Origin of the sequence: Paenibacillus sp. NPDC057934 (assembly GCF_042887565.1) — a bacterium.
Lineage (GTDB): Bacteria > Bacillota > Bacilli > Paenibacillales > Paenibacillaceae > Paenibacillus_AQ.
The window spans coordinates 140,151-157,397 of sequence record NZ_JBHVPB010000007.1 but is presented as its reverse complement, the minus strand read 5'-3'; the positions used below and the strand labels follow the sequence as shown (position 1 = coordinate 157,397).

The 17,247-nt window shown below is 45.9% G+C and carries 16 protein-coding genes; 13 read left to right on the top strand and 3 right to left on the bottom strand.

Features of this window, described 5'->3' with window-relative positions; translation table 11 throughout:
* Nucleotides 1-78: 78 nt before the first annotated feature.
* A complete protein-coding gene (locus ACFVRY_RS17605) occupies nt 79-792 on the top strand; it encodes an HD domain-containing protein (protein WP_387501562.1) in 714 nt (237 codons plus the stop codon).
* Between the two features lie 160 nt (nt 793-952).
* Here the strand turns inward: ACFVRY_RS17605 and ACFVRY_RS17600 are convergent, their stop codons facing one another.
* A complete protein-coding gene (locus ACFVRY_RS17600; RefSeq protein ID WP_387501560.1) occupies nt 953-2,158 on the bottom strand; it encodes a DNA glycosylase AlkZ-like family protein in 1,206 nt (401 codons plus the stop codon).
* Nucleotides 2,159-2,294: 136 nt separating this feature from the next.
* On the opposite strand from ACFVRY_RS17600, the gene ACFVRY_RS17595 reads away from it, so the two are divergent.
* On the top strand, nt 2,295-3,155 hold the full coding sequence (locus ACFVRY_RS17595) for an AraC family ligand binding domain-containing protein (protein WP_387501784.1): 861 nt from the start codon (nt 2,295-2,297) through the stop codon (nt 3,153-3,155).
* A complete protein-coding gene (locus tag ACFVRY_RS17590; RefSeq protein ID WP_387501783.1) occupies nt 3,155-4,087 on the top strand; it encodes a DMT family transporter in 933 nt (310 codons plus the stop codon). Before ACFVRY_RS17595 ends, ACFVRY_RS17590 begins: the two co-directional genes overlap by 1 nt.
* Before the next feature lie 74 nt (nt 4,088-4,161).
* Here ACFVRY_RS17590 and ACFVRY_RS17585 read toward each other — a convergent pair whose 3' ends face one another.
* A complete protein-coding gene (locus tag ACFVRY_RS17585; RefSeq protein ID WP_387501559.1) occupies nt 4,162-4,533 on the bottom strand; it encodes a MerR family transcriptional regulator in 372 nt (123 codons plus the stop codon).
* A gap of 179 nt (nt 4,534-4,712) precedes the next feature.
* Here ACFVRY_RS17585 and ACFVRY_RS17580 point away from each other — a divergent pair, with 179 nt between their 5' ends.
* From ACFVRY_RS17580 to ACFVRY_RS17555, 6 genes are all read left to right on the top strand, one after another.
* A complete protein-coding gene (locus ACFVRY_RS17580; RefSeq protein WP_387501558.1) occupies nt 4,713-6,293 on the top strand; it encodes a helix-turn-helix domain-containing protein in 1,581 nt (526 codons plus the stop codon).
* 152 nt (nt 6,294-6,445) lie between these two features.
* On the top strand, nt 6,446-7,714 hold the full coding sequence (locus ACFVRY_RS17575) for an alpha/beta hydrolase family protein (RefSeq protein ID WP_387501557.1): 1,269 nt from the start codon (nt 6,446-6,448) through the stop codon (nt 7,712-7,714).
* A complete protein-coding gene (locus ACFVRY_RS17570; RefSeq protein WP_387501556.1) occupies nt 7,711-8,679 on the top strand; it encodes an ABC transporter substrate-binding protein in 969 nt (322 codons plus the stop codon). Before ACFVRY_RS17575 ends, ACFVRY_RS17570 begins: the two co-directional genes overlap by 4 nt.
* Nucleotides 8,679-9,476, top strand: coding sequence for an IucA/IucC family C-terminal-domain containing protein (locus ACFVRY_RS17565; RefSeq protein WP_387501555.1), 798 nt, complete (start codon nt 8,679-8,681; stop codon nt 9,474-9,476). Before ACFVRY_RS17570 ends, ACFVRY_RS17565 begins: the two co-directional genes overlap by 1 nt.
* Before the next feature lie 620 nt (nt 9,477-10,096).
* On the top strand, nt 10,097-10,381 hold the full coding sequence (locus tag ACFVRY_RS17560) for a CD3324 family protein (protein ID WP_387501554.1): 285 nt from the start codon (nt 10,097-10,099) through the stop codon (nt 10,379-10,381).
* Nucleotides 10,382-10,519: 138 nt separating this feature from the next.
* Nucleotides 10,520-11,491 (top strand): alpha/beta hydrolase, encoded by a 972-nt coding sequence (locus ACFVRY_RS17555; RefSeq protein ID WP_387501552.1) that lies wholly within the window; start codon nt 10,520-10,522, stop codon nt 11,489-11,491.
* Nucleotides 11,492-11,654: 163 nt separating this feature from the next.
* On the opposite strand, the gene ACFVRY_RS17550 is transcribed toward ACFVRY_RS17555, so the two are convergent.
* Nucleotides 11,655-12,059 (bottom strand): hypothetical protein, encoded by a 405-nt coding sequence (locus tag ACFVRY_RS17550; RefSeq protein ID WP_387501551.1) that lies wholly within the window; start codon nt 12,057-12,059, stop codon nt 11,655-11,657.
* 200 nt (nt 12,060-12,259) lie between these two features.
* Between ACFVRY_RS17550 and ACFVRY_RS17545 the strand changes: the two genes are divergently transcribed.
* From ACFVRY_RS17545 to ACFVRY_RS17530, 4 genes are all read left to right on the top strand, one after another.
* A complete protein-coding gene (locus ACFVRY_RS17545; protein ID WP_387501782.1) occupies nt 12,260-13,048 on the top strand; it encodes an IclR family transcriptional regulator in 789 nt (262 codons plus the stop codon).
* Between the two features lie 73 nt (nt 13,049-13,121).
* On the top strand, nt 13,122-13,946 hold the full coding sequence (locus ACFVRY_RS17540) for an aldo/keto reductase (RefSeq protein ID WP_387501550.1): 825 nt from the start codon (nt 13,122-13,124) through the stop codon (nt 13,944-13,946).
* 188 nt (nt 13,947-14,134) lie between these two features.
* Nucleotides 14,135-15,157 carry an ABC transporter substrate-binding protein gene (locus ACFVRY_RS17535; RefSeq protein ID WP_387501547.1) on the top strand — a complete coding sequence of 341 codons (1,023 nt, stop codon included), beginning with the start codon at nt 14,135-14,137 and terminating at the stop codon, nt 15,155-15,157.
* Entirely contained in the window at nt 15,154-17,223 is a 2,070-nt protein-coding gene (locus ACFVRY_RS17530) for an iron ABC transporter permease (RefSeq protein ID WP_387501546.1), read from the top strand. Before ACFVRY_RS17535 ends, ACFVRY_RS17530 begins: the two co-directional genes overlap by 4 nt.
* The last annotated feature ends 24 nt before the right edge of the window (nt 17,224-17,247 follow it).

Genomic DNA, 17,247 nt, shown 5'->3' with positions numbered 1-17,247 from the left:
ATGACGATCTGACCCCGTGTAAAACTCCTAAGTTCAATCTATATAGAAGAGATGAAGCGGAAAATAGGAGGAAAAGGTGTGAGAAAGCTGAATTTTCCGTATATTACAAAGCCTTTGCCGGAATGGATCGGACCTGTCGTAGCCAAGGTATTCGCCAAGATGTGCGATGACACGACAGGCCATGATTTTTTGCATGCAGTGCGGGTCATGGAGCTCTCGGCAAGCATCGCGGATGAACTTCATGCCGATGTAGATATCGCTGCCGCCGCCGGACTAATGCATGATTACTATCGCAAAGAAGAGAAGCTAAGCGGGCAGCTGCATTTCGGTCTTGAGGCGATAGAAGAGCTGCGCCGGGAGTTCGGCTCGTTGATTATTCCAGAGATCGGGGAGAAGGCATTCGCTAATATTCTGGATGTCATAGCGGTGCATGAGAGCTATAACACTAACGCCGTTCTTTCGCTGGATGCGCAAATTTTGCAGGATGCGGATCGGCTTGAAGCCATAGGGGCAGTCGGGATTGCCCGTACTTTTATGTTCGGAGGTGCACATGGCCTGCCGATGATTGAGGAGGAGCAGAAATCAACCGTGTCTGCATTTGACCCTAATGTTCCTCCCAATGGCTCGGTCCATATCCATTTCTATGAAAAGCTCTTGAAGCTTGCAGACGGTATGCATACGGCGCCCGGAAGAAGGATGGCTGAGCAGCGGCATCAGGTGATGACCGCATTCTTAAAGCAATTCGAGAACGAACTGGGACTTAGCTCCCCTGAAGTAACTGCTTTGAAGTAAAGCTACATGAGTCTAAAAACATCAAAAACCCGCGATTGCCCTGATCTTTCAGAGCGCTTCGCGGGTTTTGTGGATACGGGAGGCTGGGATTCTGCCTGACGCAAACCCTTTGTAATGGCTCCGCCTGCTTGTTTATCCTCTTGGCAATCGGGAGTAAATGTTATTTCAGAAACCGTACGTCCGGGCTAATTTCAATGACATCACAAAGATTGTATTGTTTAAATCGTTCCAGGCCAGATAGCAACTGCTGGCGATAGTCGAGGATATTCGTCTCAGGCTGTGGCCAAAATTGCTTCACTATCAACGTCTTGCTACTTTTATCAGTTTCCAGTTCAATTCGGCCAATCATCTGTTCATCGCACAGCACAGGTAGTATATAATAACCGTATTTGCGCTTGGGGGCAGGAACATAGACCTCCCATGTATATTCGAAACCGAACAATTCCTGGATCAGCTTGCGATCCCACATCAGATTATCCAGCGGGGCGAGAATTCTAGCCGTATTGCCGCTAAGCTCTCGCTCCGTTGCGGATTCCAATAACTCTATGGTAGTAGCCGAAAGATACATCGGATGCTTTATACCTTCGACGGTGATTTCACGAATATGCCCTTCTTCGAGCAGTGCTTGGAATGCCCGGTTCCGATCCTGACTCTTAAGTCCGTTAATCCCGAGCCAAGCATCGCTTTGTCTATTCCACAAGATTCCGATGCTATTGATTCTTCGCAAGACAAACCATTTATAGAATTCTTTCTCTGTCGTGTAGGGGGCGGGAGCGCTGAAATAGGGCTCGGGTATGAATTGATCGGCCAAGCCATAATATCTCCGAGTCCCTTTTTTATGATGAACAACAGCAAGTCCTGCGTAGCACATCGCTTCTAGTGCGGCTTTGGCCAACCTCTGCGGTCCGTAATGCCAATTCACTCGTTCTTCCAGTGCAAAATCGGAGGAGCATGCCGTCTCATGTTCCCTTAGATACGCAGTAATAGTGTCAATCGTCTCTTGGTGTTCATGGCACCAGTGTAGATATCTTTCCCTGAATCGTTTAAAAGAAGGCCAGTCACTGACCTCACATATAGACATGTTCTTGTCCCATACGTCAAACAAAATCCGCTCGGTGTACAGATACTGGTCTATATCTCCTTTACGGTATGCAGCGCAGCGAGATTGCAGCGTCAGATCGGGATTGCGGCCTACGACATCCAGCGGATCATATTGAATACAGCCGACTTTACGGATATACTCAGCAATTTGATGCGTACTCTGAAGTGCTGAATCGTCATTTAAATGATGATAGGCGATTAAGTATTTTCTGATATCTGCTTTTGAATAGGATGGCTGTGTAATAATAATCCCTGCTTTCTTCAATGAGGAATGATTACAACTCCACTATACCAAACGTCAGTTCTTGTTTATAGTGTGAACTAGAGCAATATCATGCAATCTTTTCGTCAACCCTGTTGATATAGTTATGAAGAATGTTAAAGGAGGGGGTGTAATGCCAATGCCAGGTGAAGTAAGAACAGCATGCTATGACACAGAACTACAAGTGGAAGCATACCGGTTTCAAGGCGTGATGCATAGCTTCCCCAATCATTTTCATGATCATTATGTATTTGGATATATAGAGAACAGTCCGCGCCGTATGCTGTGCAACAATATAGAGTATAGCATTCAGCCGGGTGATCTCCTGATCTTTAATCCTGGTGATGTTCATTCCTGTGAAGAAGTGGATGGCAGGCCGTTAGATTATCGCAGCATCAATATCAAGCCGGATCGTATGATGAGCATTATGAACGATATTGCGGGCCATGCGTTTTTACCTTCATTCACACAGAATGTACTTTCCGGCAGCGAGTTAGCGCCAGCTTTGAGAGAATTGCATGCAATGATCCTTAAGGGCGAGCCTGATTTTATAAAAGAGGAATGGTTCTTCTTTTTTATTGTCCAATTGCTGCAAGATTATTCGAATTCGCCGAAGGAGCATGAACAGACAGGAAAGAAGGGTTCTTCTGAATTTGAGGTCGTGTGCGATTATATGGAAACCAACTATGCGTCTAAAATTACATTGTCGCAATTGAGCGATTTGGCCGGACTCAGCAAGTATCATTTTCTGCGTTCATTTACCCGGCATAAAGGACTTTCTCCTTACAACTATTTGGAGACCATTCGAATTGGCAATGCCAAGAAGTTATTGGAGCAGGGAGTGGCTCCTGTGGATGCAGCGCACCTGACTGGCTTTAGTGATCAAAGTCATCTCACCCATTTTTTCAAACGGTTGATAGGACTGACACCTCGGCAGTACATGCGGATCTATCAGCAGGAAACGGCAACAGAAACCCCGGTTTCGGGTGAGCGCCAATGATGCACTCTCGTTACCGGACGGCCGCACATATCGCAACGCTGGTCACCATATTGTTTTGGGGAACTACCTTCATCTCGTCCAAGGTACTTTTGGGCGATTTCAGTCCCATGGAGATTTTGTTTACCCGGTTTCTGATTGGTTATGTGGCATTGTGGATCGTTCATCCAAGACTGATTCCGTTTCAGAAAAGAGCGGAGGAACTACTGTTTGCAGCAGCGGGGCTATGCGGTGTGACCTTGTACTTCCTTTTGGAAAATATCGCCTTAACCTATACGTATGCCTCTAATGTAGGCGTCATCGTCACCGTAGCTCCCTTTTTTACAGCGGTGGCTGCGCACTTTATCCTGAAGGATGAGAAGTTGCATTTTCGATTTTTTGTAGGTTTCCTGATTGCGATGATTGGGATTGCGCTTATTTCCTGGAGTGGCAGCTCGAAGCTTCAATTAAATCCGCTTGGGGATTTGCTTGCCGTTCTTGCATGTATTAGCTGGGCTTTATATTCCATTCTTTTGCGCAAGATCAATCAGTTTCAATACCCTTCAATTGGCATGACCCGGAGAGTCTTCTTTTACGGTCTGATTTTTATGCTACCAGTAACCTTGTTTAGTGATTTTCGACTGGATCTGAATCGGTTGGGGACAGGGTCTCACTTGTGGAATTTTCTGTTCCTTGGTTTGGGTGCTTCAGCATTGTGTTATGTTAGCTGGAACTGGAGTGTCGGCATTCTGGGAGCGATCAAGACCAGCGTATACTTTTATTTGACCCCTGTAGTTACTGTAGGAGCAGCTTATTTATTGTTGTATGAAAGGATTACTGGTGTTGGTATCGTGGGTATTGCGCTAACCTTGGTAGGTTTAATCGTGTCCGAACAAAGATTCCTTCGTAAGCGCAGGCATGTAACGGATTCTGTCACAGAGCAAGGATCATTATAGACTGAACACATTTCTCTAAAGATGTGTTCAGCTAAGCTGCAGATATAAAAAGAGCCGCCGAAGAGGCGACTTTTTTACTTTTTGGCTAAAAAAGCATCGTAGTAGTTCAGTTTCTGAGATAATAGTTCGAGATATTTCTGATATTCTGCGATGTGCTGTTGAACGGTCTCTTTCTGCCGGGAAATGATTTCACGTCTTTCCGGAACAGTGTCGTCCCCAAGAAGGATCAGTTCGTTGTAGTGCTTGATCGCTTCAATCGACATGCTGGAGTCCCGCATGCAGCACAGCATTTGAATCCGCTGTAAATCCGTCTCGTTGTAGACGCGTCTGCCATTGTCCATACGGTGAACGGGCGGCAACAGCCCTTCTTTTTCATAATATCGCAGCGTGTGGGAAGCCAAATTAAATTTTTCTGAGACCTCTTTGATGGTATACATGGTTTTCATCGCACTCATCCTTCGCACATGAATTATGGCTATTATAACCCTTAAAGTGAACTTCAATACAACCGTATAACGTTAGTAAAGTCGCTAATTCCAATTTTCCCCCTTTTCCATTCATGCCGAGAACGGGTATAGTCAAGTAAAATAAACTGGGGGCTAAGACGTTGAGTAGGGGGATTTCAATGAATAGACTTGAGGACGTCTTTACAGATATATTGACCTTTAATGGGATACAAGCGATTGAGATTGTGATGAATGGCGAGGGTTTCTTCGCCAGCATGGATTCACATACAATGGTGATTTGCTTGAACGGCCAAGCAGCGGTGGAGTGGGGGAGTGAAGCTTGTTCTCTAGCCCCTGGAGAAATCTGCATACTACCCCCAGAGCAAGAGCTTAAGATTATCGCAGATGAACAAGAACCCTTTAAGGGCTGGCGGATTCAATTTGATACTTATATGCTACAGGAACAGAATCTTTTAGCAAAACATAATCTTGTTCGGTATGAGTGGCTGCGCTGTGAGAATCCTCAAATGCTGGCAGGCATTTGTGACAGATTACACCAAGTACAGCTAGCTGAGCGGCCAAGTCGGTACAGGGGACAGGCTGATTTTTACCAGCTGATGGCTTTGCTCGAATCTGCGAAGGCCGGGCCGTCCGCTGCGGAAACGTTGGCTGAGGCGATCGCACGTGTATCTAACTATATCAGGGAACATATTGATCAGGAGTTGAATCGAACCGAGCTTGCACAGTTAGCCGGACTTAGCCCGGGCTATTTCTCACGGGCCTTTCAGCAGCTAATGGGGCAATCACCATCCGCATTTGTCATGGATTTGCGAATGGCCAAAGCAAAGGGACTGTTGCTCTCGGGGAGCGGGGTCAGGGATACAGCCTCTCGAGTGGGATTTGACGATGAATTTTATTTTAGCCGGCGGTTCAAGCAGCAGACCGGAATGTCTCCCTTGACTTATGTAAATAGCCGGAGGAGAAATATTGCCAGTGTATCCGAACCGATCTTTGGAAGTCTGCTTGCCTTGCAGTTACTGCCTAGAGCCGCTGCATTCTATCCGAATCACAAGCCGGACGCCAGAATGCTTCGCTTGCATTCCGATGAACAAGGTATAGGACAAATGTGGGGGGAAAATGTAGCCATGCTGCAAGGTGCGCACCCGGAGCTTATTTTCTGTACCGATTTTTTGGATGCACAGGCGCAGCATGAATTAGCGCAAATCGCACCGACCGTCACCGTTCCCTGGCTCACTGCGAATTGGCGTGAACAATTGACGCTCATCGCTGAAGCTGCCGACCTAGGACCAGAGGGACAACAGTGGCTGTCGGAATATGATCGCAAAGCAGAGATTATCCGGCGCAAGGTACGCGGGAGTCTGGGGGGCGCAACGCTTAATATCTGGCGGATCATGGACAATGAATATCGGATCTACGGAGATCGGAATGTTGGTTCGGTGCTCTATGGCGATTTTCAGCTTAGGGCTACGCATTCATTAGAGGAAGTTGATGTGTATGAAATCGTGGCCCGAAAAGATTTGCATGCTTATGACGCAGATGCTCTTGTTATTATGGTTGATCCATCCCCCAAGGCAGTACTAGAGTGGCGGACATTACAGAGAAGCAAGCTGTTGCGAAATCTGACGGCCGCGAAAAATAACAGAATCTTTGATATTGGCACAGAGAAACTTCTGGAATATTCTGCTTGGTCTCATGATCGTGCCTTATCCTATTTTGCTGAGCTGTTGAGTAGACGCTAAATTCAGTTCTGAAGGTAACAAAAATCCAAATGGTATCTCCCCATAATCCATGTTAATGAGAAGGGTTCAGTGTTATTGTTTGTTGAGAAAGAAAATCATTCTCATGATTATGGAAGGGGAGATTTTTTATTTTTACTCACATCCCCTGGGATTTGGAGTCATTATTCCAATTGCCCGCCCTATACCCGGTTTTTGAGGATGAGGAGACTGGAATTCATGCCGTATTTTATCAAGGGGTTCCATATAAGGGAAAAGAAACACGAGTGTTTGCCTACTATGGAATGCCTAAGATTGAAGAACATAAGCAAGATGAGATTCCTAAGCAGGTTCCTGGGATCATTTTGGTTCATGGCGGTGCAGGGAGCGCATTTTCCCATTGGGTGAAGCAATGGAATGACCGGGGTTATGCCGCGATTGCGATGGATCTCGAGGGACAGGTACCCTTTGCAAGCTATGATAACATCAATGCTAGCAGCGGTGATCATCTTAGTATGGACCCATCCCAGTCACACTTCTCCGCACATCCTTGGAGCGGCCCCCTCAAGCAGGGAGTGTTCGCAGATTATGGTGAAGAATTGCAGGATCAATGGATGTATCACGCTGTAGCCGCTGTGTTATCGGCACATACCATCCTTCGCAGTCTGCCTGGTGTGGATGTAGACCATATTGGGATTACAGGGATCTCATGGGGAGGCATAATTACAAGTCTGGTATCTGGTTTGGATCGCAGGCTTTCTTTTGCCATGCCTGTATATGGATGTGGTTATCTTTATGAGCCAGGTACCCTCTACGGTCTTGGATTTGCTGTGATGCCGCCCGCTACAGCAGAGCACCTTCGGAGTCTGTGGGACCCGTCTTCTTATCTCCACCAAAGCAAGATACCCATGCTTTGGCTTAACGGCAGCCAGGATTCACATTTTCCGTTGTCGATCTTTGTGAAGTCCTACGAACAGCATGAACATCACTATGAGGACGCGCCGCTGCATAGCCGACTAAGCATTCAGCATGGACTGCCTCATACCTATCCGGCAGCATGGTCCTGTGAAGAGAGCTACGCTTTTGCAGACAGTATCACAAGAGAAGGACCTGCTTTAATCCGTATTCTTCGCACAGAGCAGGATGAGGAGCAGGTACAGGTGGTTTTTCAATCGCCGCTTGAGGTGACTAAAGCCGAGCTGTACTGGTGTGAAGATGACTCGAATTGGAGAAGCGCCAATTGGTATTTGGAGGAGGCTATTCTGCACAAGGACGGGAATAGGACTGATCTCGGAGAAGCACATGTTTCTCTGCCGACCATAGGTGGAGTATTTTTTATGCAGCTGACCAATGCCAGAGGCTGGATCACCAGTTCCCGTGTCATGAGAGATCATCGAGTTGTACAAGACTCATCAAGTAGAATGAAAAAGGGGAAAGAAACATGAGAAAACATTATAAAAAGCTGCGCCCATTGAGCGTAGTAATTCTGATTATGCTGCTGCTAGCGATCGCTACAGCTTGCAGCAAGGAGTCTTCTGAGCCTGCTGCAGAACAGACTGCCAGTCCGGACACAACCCAAGAGACGCCATTTACCTACAAGGATATCAATGGAGAACATAAGCTTGATCAACAGCCTGCTCATATTGCCACAACGGTAACTTATTTAACGGATCATATGATTGCACTGGGCTTAACGCCGACGGCTTCCGTTAAGTCTCAAAATGAAGATTTCCCGCTGTACCTGAAGCCTTTTCTGAATAATGTTGAGATTATTGGAGATCAAGGAAAGGTTAATCTGGAAAAGCTTTTATCCATAACCCCCGATCTGATTATTACAGACACCAACAGCGAAAAAATCTATGACGAGTACGCGAAAATAGCACCTACGGCCATGCTTGAAAATGGCTATGTAGCCCCTGATTGGCAGACGGCATTCCGTGCAACGGCTACAGCTTTTGGCCTTCAAGACAAGGCCGAGCAAGTCATCACCGACTATGATAAGCACAAGCAAGAGGCAGTAAATCAGATTCACGATAAAGTAGCCGGCAAAACCTTAATGGTACTGCGTATTCGTAACGATATCCGTTATTACGGGGATATGGATTACAAATGGTTGTATGATGATTTTGGCTTCACCCGGCCTGCGGTCTATCCAGTAACTGGACCGGACAATCGTTTTGAGTCGTTGTCTAATGAGAAGCTTCCGCAAATCAATCCGGACTACATTTTGCTCATTAACGACAATGAAAGTATCTATAACGAGCTGCAAGATCTAAGCATCTGGAAAAATCTCAAAGCCGTTAAGAACAATCAGGTGTACACGCTGTCTTCGGATTCCTGGTTCGGCGGATATGGGCCTAACGCTGCTAACTCCATGCTGGATGATCTGACTAGAATCTTCGTTAAATAATGGACACGAATATTTGGGATCAACTGAGCGTCTATTTTAACCTTCATATTCAGCAGCAGGGGAAGGCTGTATGTACTGTTGGAGGTGAAGCTTTAACCGAGAAGGCAGCCATGCAGCGTTTTCTCACCGCCTATGGCGATTACATTGAGGCCGAAGAGCTATCAGTTGCTGCAGCTTATTTTGTCAGCTGGTTTGGGGATGTGGCTGCTGCGCTGTTGTATAGCGTTTCTGTGCACAATACCGCCCCGAACCTTACACTTACAAACTTGCAGGTACATCTCATCCCTGAGCAGGGCTTCACTCGGATTGCCTTCCAACTGTCGGAGGATCAATTAGATCATGCGCCAGGGGAGAGGCAAACGGTAGATTGGACTGTATGGCGGGAGCAAGTGTTCAGCCGTTTTTATAAGGATACTGTCAGTCCTCTGCTCCTCTGTGTATCGGAGGCCAGCGGGATTCAGGCAGGAATCTTATGGGGACAGCTGCCAACTTCTCTGCAGAACTACAGGGAAAAGCTGCAAGCATTGTTGTCTACACAGGATAATGCTTCGCTTCTGGCCTATTTGGCTGAAGATGATGCCTTCATGTGTAATAATCTTGCCCCTGAGGTTTTCGGACGGGCGAAGAACCCGCTCCAAGCTAAAGTCCGATTCCTCGACCATCCGCTCGAGGCAGGAAAGAAGCTTGCTATTAAAAATACCTGCTGCCTACAGTATAAGCGTACCAATCGCTCGTACTGCTATACATGCCCGCGCCTGTCCAAGAAAGATCGTATGAATTGGCTTCAGCAGAGCTAAACAAAACGATGAGGCAATCCTTATAAATAAGGGTTGCCTTTTTTCTTTTCGGAGTATACAGAAAGAAGCGATACATTTCCCTTCACCAGTCGTCTCAACAGTGAAAAAGAGGGTCACCGCCCCAACTAACGGCATTTTTGCACCTTATTTTTCTTTATTATAGGCTAATAAGGTAAATAAGGGCATTGTTGTATCTTATTTTTCGAAAAAGTATGCTGAGTGGGGTATTCTGGAAGAATTAAGGTACATTATTGCACTTAATCTCCACGAACCCTTAACGGCAGAGGATTTAAGGTACAAAAATGTCGCTAATTACACTTCGATACTTTTTTAAAGACTACGTTGATGAAGATGTACGTGGTAAAGACAATTTCCCTCACAATGCTGTTCGTGACAGCCACACTTGAAACTATGATATAATGGTTAGTGACAAGGGGGTGCTTAATAGATGGAGAATCTTGTAAGATTGTCTGGTACTTCTCCCACTCATGCAAAGCCTGTATTAGAAAAGCGTTACTTTGCATGGGGTAAAACCTTTTTTAACACTAACGCTAAATAAGCTCTTCTAATATGTTGGCTTTGCACCTTATTTGGAAACTTTAAAATAAGGAGCGGGCACAATGAAATATATTAATGCAGCAAAAGTGTTACCCGAAAAGCTAATTATGGAAATTCAAAAATATGTTCAGGGAGAAACGCTCTACATTCCTAAGCCGGAAACGGAGTATAAGCATTGGGGAAGTCAGAGCGGCGGGAGGCGGTTGCTTGATGAGCGAAACGCTGCGATCCGAGCTGCCTTTAGAAACGATAGCAGTATCGAGCAGCTGGCCGAGGAACATTTTCTCTCAATCGAAACGATAAAGAAAATTGTCTATTCACATAAAAGTAAGAAGCAGCACTGGTGAGCATCCTTCATCAGTGTCTTTTTTATGCCGAAAATGATTCTAAGTCATTGTTTTCATTTCAAGCGCGAAGGGCACACTGTAGACTAATGGTAGAGATAGCTAGTCTGAATAATGACACATAGAGAGGAAATATTGACAATGAGTGAAGAGCAAAGCAGAAGCAGACATCTGGTTGATCCAGAAGTGGTTAGCGTCCTTGATATGTTCCCAACAACGGATCTTACTCCGTCTGTGCTGATAGAATCACGTATGAAGCAAGCACAAACGATGCCGCAAATCAATGTTACGGAAAAGTTCCCGGTTACCTTTGAAGAAAGAACGGTGCCCAGTTATTTTGGAGGGCCGGAAGTTCGTATAGAGATTATTAAACCTACACAGCCAAAGTATGAAAAGATGCCTTTATATTATTCGCTTCACGGCGGTGGGATGGTTATGGGAAGTCCGGTCGGTGACCGCATGGGAAATGCCGCCCTTGCTGTGCAGCATGGTTTTTGCTGTGTGTCTGTGTATTATCGCCTGGCACCAGAGCATGTTCAGCCAAGTCAGCTAGAGGATATCTATTCAGGACTGAAATGGTGTATTGAACATGCAGAAGAACTAGGAATCGACGCTAAGAAAGTTGCCGTTGCAGGCTCAAGTGCTGGCGCCGGTTTGGCGGCTGGTGTGGCTTTATACATTCGGGATCAGAAGGAATTTGAGATTCATCATTTGAGATTGCGCAATCCGATGCTGGATGACCGTACGAGTGTTGCACCAGATCATCCTTATGCCGGGGAATTTATTTGGAACAAAGCAAGTAATTATTTTGGCTGGAAATCTGTATTAGGTCATGAACCGGGTCAGGAAGGCGTAAGTGAATATTACGTGCCTGCACGTGCGAAATCACTTGCTGGATTACCACCTACTTTTATAACGATCGGCAGCATTGATTTATTCATTGACGAAGCATTGCTATTCGCGAAACAACTGGTTCATGATGGTGTTTTGGTCGAACTGCATGTCTATCCGGGCTACCACCATCTATCTCCGATGTTCCCTAACGCCCATTATTCTCAGGAAGGTGCGAAGTCTAGCGAGCATGCATTGCTGAAGGCGCTGGATTTACTTTAATCTGGAAGAAAAATAACAGTAGAAACGCATAACAAAAGCAGCGACAGCTTATGGATTTGATAATTCAATTCCTGGGTTGCCGCTGTTTTTTGCTTCAAACAGATACGTCCTTATTTTCATGGGTTACGTATCTTCTGTTTATTTAGGAAAACAAATCAAAAAGCTATTGGAGTTCCTCAAATTGTTCCAAGTTAAATTCTTGTCCATTTATTTCGATTTGTTTTATTCCCTTATTTGTAATTACGAATATTTTTTCAAACGAATGATCTGAAGCTACGGTTACTGTTTCTACGATAAGCCTTCCGTCCTGGTTCTGAATATTTACTGAGGGTACTGTGAATTTTTGATTATGCTCTTCGTTTTTATAATTTACATACAGGTATACACGGTGTTCAGCGGATACTCTGCCCAAATAGATTCCATTTCTTGCATGATTAGATTCTATCCATTTATGTATTGGTCCGTTAGCTTCACTTGGGTCTAGATAGTTAATATTTAATGTGTTATGGCTTGAACATCCAACAATGATTATCAGGATGGAAGTTATTAATAATATTAGCTTTTTCATGGTCACCTCTACTAAATTGATATGATTACTAAATTTACCATGTGAGTGTTGCATAGTAAATGTATATAACAACATCTTGCTTGCAGGAATATTGGATTAGTGAAACATATTATCCATAATGGATAAATTTCATCATTAAATTATCTATATTTGAAAAACCGATTTTCCAGTGCTATAATCCCAATTGTGAGTGGAATACTATTGCAGTAGGGGGTGGGGATATAAACCGCAATGAGGTCGGTACGCTCAAGAAGGGTTTGGATATTTTTAACCTTGTACTCCATAATCCCAACATCACTACCCAAGAGGTCATGGAAGAATTACAGCTCAACCAGAGCACGGCGTATCGCTTGGTTAGCACACTGGAGCAGAATGATTTTATCATGAGAAGCCCCAAAAACGGGTTTGTGATTTCGGATGTGTTTGTGTCCAAATTACAAAGTGAGAATCTCCTGAAGCAGGATGTTGATCTCTTGCAATCCGTGCCTTCTATGGACAAGCTAAGTAAGAAAACAGGGGAGACTTCCTACATAGGAATGCTTCATGGTACAGAGGTAGTGATCACGCATGCGATTCCAGGAATATATGCCACTCGGACTCATCATGTGATCGGTGATCGTAAACCTATTCGTGGCGACGCCATTGGAAAATGTCTGCTTGCTTATCAGGGTGAAGAGCTGCAGTCGTGGATTTTGGAGAATATGTCCTTGGAGAAGCAAACGGAGCGTACAATTACTTCCCAGGAGAAATTCCGTGAGGAACTGCGTAACATTAAGATCAAAGGTTATGCTTTGGATGATGAAGAAGGGGAATGTGGAGCCAGGTGTATCGGCGCACCGATCTGGAAGGATGGCAAGGTCATTGCAGCTATTGCAATCAGCGGTCCTACAACCCGGGTGTCCAAAGAGAAGGATGACTATCATATTGAGCAGGTAATGTCATGCGCACAAGAGATTTCAAATCTGTTGAGCCATGAATCAATTTCATAAATTGATAAGTGAGCGTTTGTGAAATTGATTTATTGATTTCCATAAATATAAAATATTTGGAGGAGAATAGACCATGAACTATGTAACATTGAATAACGGTGTGAAAATGCCTCAGCTTGGACTTGGCGTGTGGCAGGTTAGTGATGAGCAGGCTGCTTCTGCTATAGCTACAGCCTTTGAAGTTGGCTATACTTCGATTGACACTGCAATGATTTATAAGAATGAGCTGGGCGTGGGACAAGCAATCAAGGAATCGGCAATCCCTCGGGAGAAGCTGTTCATCACCACTAAAGTGTGGAACGCAGATCAAGGATATGAGAACACTCTACGTGCATTTGACGAAAGCTTGAAGAAGCTAGAATTGGATTATATTGATCTGTATTTGATTCACTGGCCAACCCCGCAATTCGATCAGTACATTGACACTTACAAGGCACTGGAGAAACTGTACCATGATGGTAAAGTAAAAGCGATCGGTGTATGTAACTTTGAAATTGAGCATCTAGAGCGTCTTCTGAAGGAATGCGAAGTGAAACCGGTCCTCAATCAGATCGAATGCCATCCATATCTGGCGCAAAATGAATTGAAGGCGTTCGGTGATAAGCACGGCATCTTCCTTGAAGCTTGGAGCCCACTGGATCAAGGCGGCGATGTCCTGAAGGACGAAGTGATCGTCAAGCTGGCCGAAGCTCATGGTAAATCCCCGGCGCAAATCGTACTTCGCTGGCACCTGCAGCGTAATGCCATTGTCATTCCTAAATCGGTGACTCCTTCTAGAATTGAAGAAAACATTAATGTGTTTGACTTCGAACTTTCCGCTGAAGATATGGAATCCATAAATCAACTGGACAGCAATCGCCGCAAAGGCCCGCATCCAAACGAATTTGATATGAGATAATCGATGGATTCTAAGCCCGTAAATCTGCTTGTTAAAAGCGATTTACGGGCTTTTTGCATCTGGTGATGCAATAGTGAAAATATCATATTCCCTTGACTTTCCCTGGAATCGTAGATAACATAGTCCATGTAATTAAAAATGATAATCATTATCATACATAATATTTGGAAATCAGGAGGATATACAAAATGCACAAAAGGCTTTTGAGTGTAGTTATGCTTATTGTTGTGATACTGGTTGCAGCGGGTTGTGGGTCTAACAATACTACGAATTCGGCAACAAACGATAAAGCAAAGAGTAATGCAACGGCTGAAAATAGTGGCAGTGAAACCGCAAGTGGTCCTATTGTATTGAAGGATGCTAAAGGCGAGGTTAAGTTGGATAAGCCTGCACAGAAGGTTGTTGTACTGGAGTGGACCTTTACAGAAGATGTGATTGCGCTCGGGGTACAGCCGGTGGGGAACGCTGATAATGAAAACTATAAGCTGTATGTGACATCTGAAGCATCATTGGATGCAAACGTGACGGATGTTGGTACGCGCGACGAGCCGAATCTGGAGACCATTGCGGCGTTGAAGCCGGATTTGATTATTGCGAATGCTCCTAGTAACGAAGCCATTTATGATCAACTGAAAAGTATTGCTCCAACATTGATTTTTAGCCTTTATCCGGCTGAAGGGCAAGGGAATCAATACACACTGATGGAAGACACTTTCAAAACGATTGCAGCGGCTCTTGGTAAAACCGCGGAAGGCGACAAGGTTCTCGCAGACCTGGACGCGCATTATGCGGATGCGAAGACGAAGCTGGCGGCAGCGGGCAAGGAAGGTCTGAATTACGTACTGACACAAGCATATAGCTATCAGAATGCAGCAACAATGCGTCTTTTCACAGACAATTCACTAGCGGTTCAAACGTTGGACCGGATTGGTCTGAAGAACGACTGGAAACCTGATAATTTCGAGAGCTACGGATTCAGCACATCGACCGTTGAAGCCTTGCCTGCGGTTCAGGATACGAATCTGCTCTATATCGTCCAAAAGGATGATGATATTTTCACAAAGACACTGAAGGATAATTCCGTTTGGAACGGTCTTACCTTCGTTAAGGAGAAACGCACTTACGCATTAGACAGCGCGACCTGGGTATTTGGCGGTCCAATCTCCTCCAAGGTCATTGTGGATGAAGTTGTAAAAACCTTAACGAAATGAGTGCTTCTATGAACGGGCATAGCAGTGAAAAAACTTCAATCAATATGACCTGGCGGATTATTGGAATATTCGGGGGCGGCCTTGCCGTCCTCTTCGTTCTGTTCATTCTCAGTCTGGGCTTTGGGGAGGCTAAAATCCCAGCGGCTACTGTAGTTGAGGGATTGCTGAACCGTCAGGATGTTATGGAACATCATCTGCTCTGGGATATCCGCATGCCGCGTACAGTTATCGGCATTCTGGCCGGGGCGGCCCTGGCTGCGGCGGGAGCGTTACTACAAACGATAACGAAGAATCCGCTTGCTTCCTCAGATACCCTGGGGATTAATGCAGGGGCTTATTTTATGGTCGTCCTTGGCATGGTTGCTTTTCCGGCTTTGCAGCATCAGTTCCCATTTGTGCTGGCAGCTGCCGGGGGTCTGCTGGCGGCACTTATTGCCTATCTGCTGAGTGGCGGCAAGACGACTACTCCTGTCAGGCTGGCTCTATCGGGAATGATCGTGTCCATGGTGCTTGGAGCGTTCACCTCGGCGTTATTTATTTTCAACAAGACGGAAACGCAAAATTTATTCTTATGGGGTTCGGGTTCTCTGATTCAGCTGAACTGGGACGGCGTCCGGTATGCTTGGCCCTTCATTCTTGTGCTCCTTGGAGTATCCGTGTTCGCAGGCAGACAATTCGATGCGCTTGAACTTGATGAGTCCACGGCCCGTTCGCTAGGACAGCGGGTAGGGTTAACCCGGGCTGTGGGCCTCGGCATATCGGTATTGATGGCTGCGATCGTGGTCAGCGTGGTCGGCCCCATCGGCTTCGTCGGTCTCGTTGCTCCCCACCTTGTCCGGCTTAGCGGTATAAGTAAGCATCGTTTGCTCATTCCCGCGAGCGCCTTGTGGGGAGCATTGCTCATTACGGCAGCGGATACACTTGCGCGTGCGGTGCGGAGTAGTGTAGGGGAGATGCCGGTCGGTGCGGTTATGGCGATAATCGGAGCTCCTTGGCTTATTTGGCTGGTGTTGACCAGAATGAAAAATATATCGGGTTCAGGTCCAGGGCAATCCTCCATGAGTATAGGCGGAGTAGCGCTACGTATGCGTTTTATTCCGACTGCGATATTTATGAGTGTACTGTTAATCGTTATTATCCTTGTGAGCTTGTCACTTGGCGGGACGAGAATTCCTATTGGGGATCTACTGAGCAGTCTTGTCCAGAAGGGCGATGATTCGTATTCTGTTCTGCTGAATTTAAGACTTCCGCGTACACTGGTTGCCGCTGCAGGTGGTATCGCGCTTGCCGTTAGCGGTGTACTGATTCAAAGCGCTGTCCGCAATCCACTGGCAGATGCCTCGATTATCGGGGTGACCTCCGGAGCTGGCTTTGGCGCGCTGGTCGTGCTGTTCGCATGGCCGGCAATGACGGTTATTGCCTTACCTATTGCCGCTATGGCTGGCGGGGCTTTGGCAGCAGCTTTTGTATTCTTCCTGGCATGGCGCAGATCTCTAAATCCATCGGTTCTCATCCTGCTTGGAATCGCAATTTCTGCAATTGCCTCTGCGGGCATACAGGTGATGATTGTCAAGGCAAGTATCTGGAGCGGCAACTCCTTAATTTGGATCACAGGTTCGACCTATGGACGGGGCTGGAATCAATTTTATAGTCTTCTGATCTTTCTTCTTATCCTGTTACCCATTGCTTACTATTTGGGACGGAAAATCGATTTGCTGGCATTTAGCGATGAGAGCTCAGTCGGCCTAGGCTTGCCCGTTCGCGGGACGCGGCTTTGGGCGATGATTATCGGGGTATTGCTGGCAGCGGGAGCTGTTGCTAGCGTGGGGACCATAGGTTTTCTTGGGCTGATCGCACCGCATGCGGTGCGGATGATGATTGGCCATCATACGAGACGCTCCATTATTTTGTCGGGTCTGCTCGGCGGATTGTTGCTGGTGATCGCCGATACTGTCGGAAGAACGATTATGGCACCAAAAGAAATACCGTCAGGCCTGATCATTATGCTGATCGGTGCTCCTTATTTCCTGTTCTTAATGTACCGTTCGCTTATTAGAAAAGGGTAGAATGAGGTTTGAGACACAAATTTA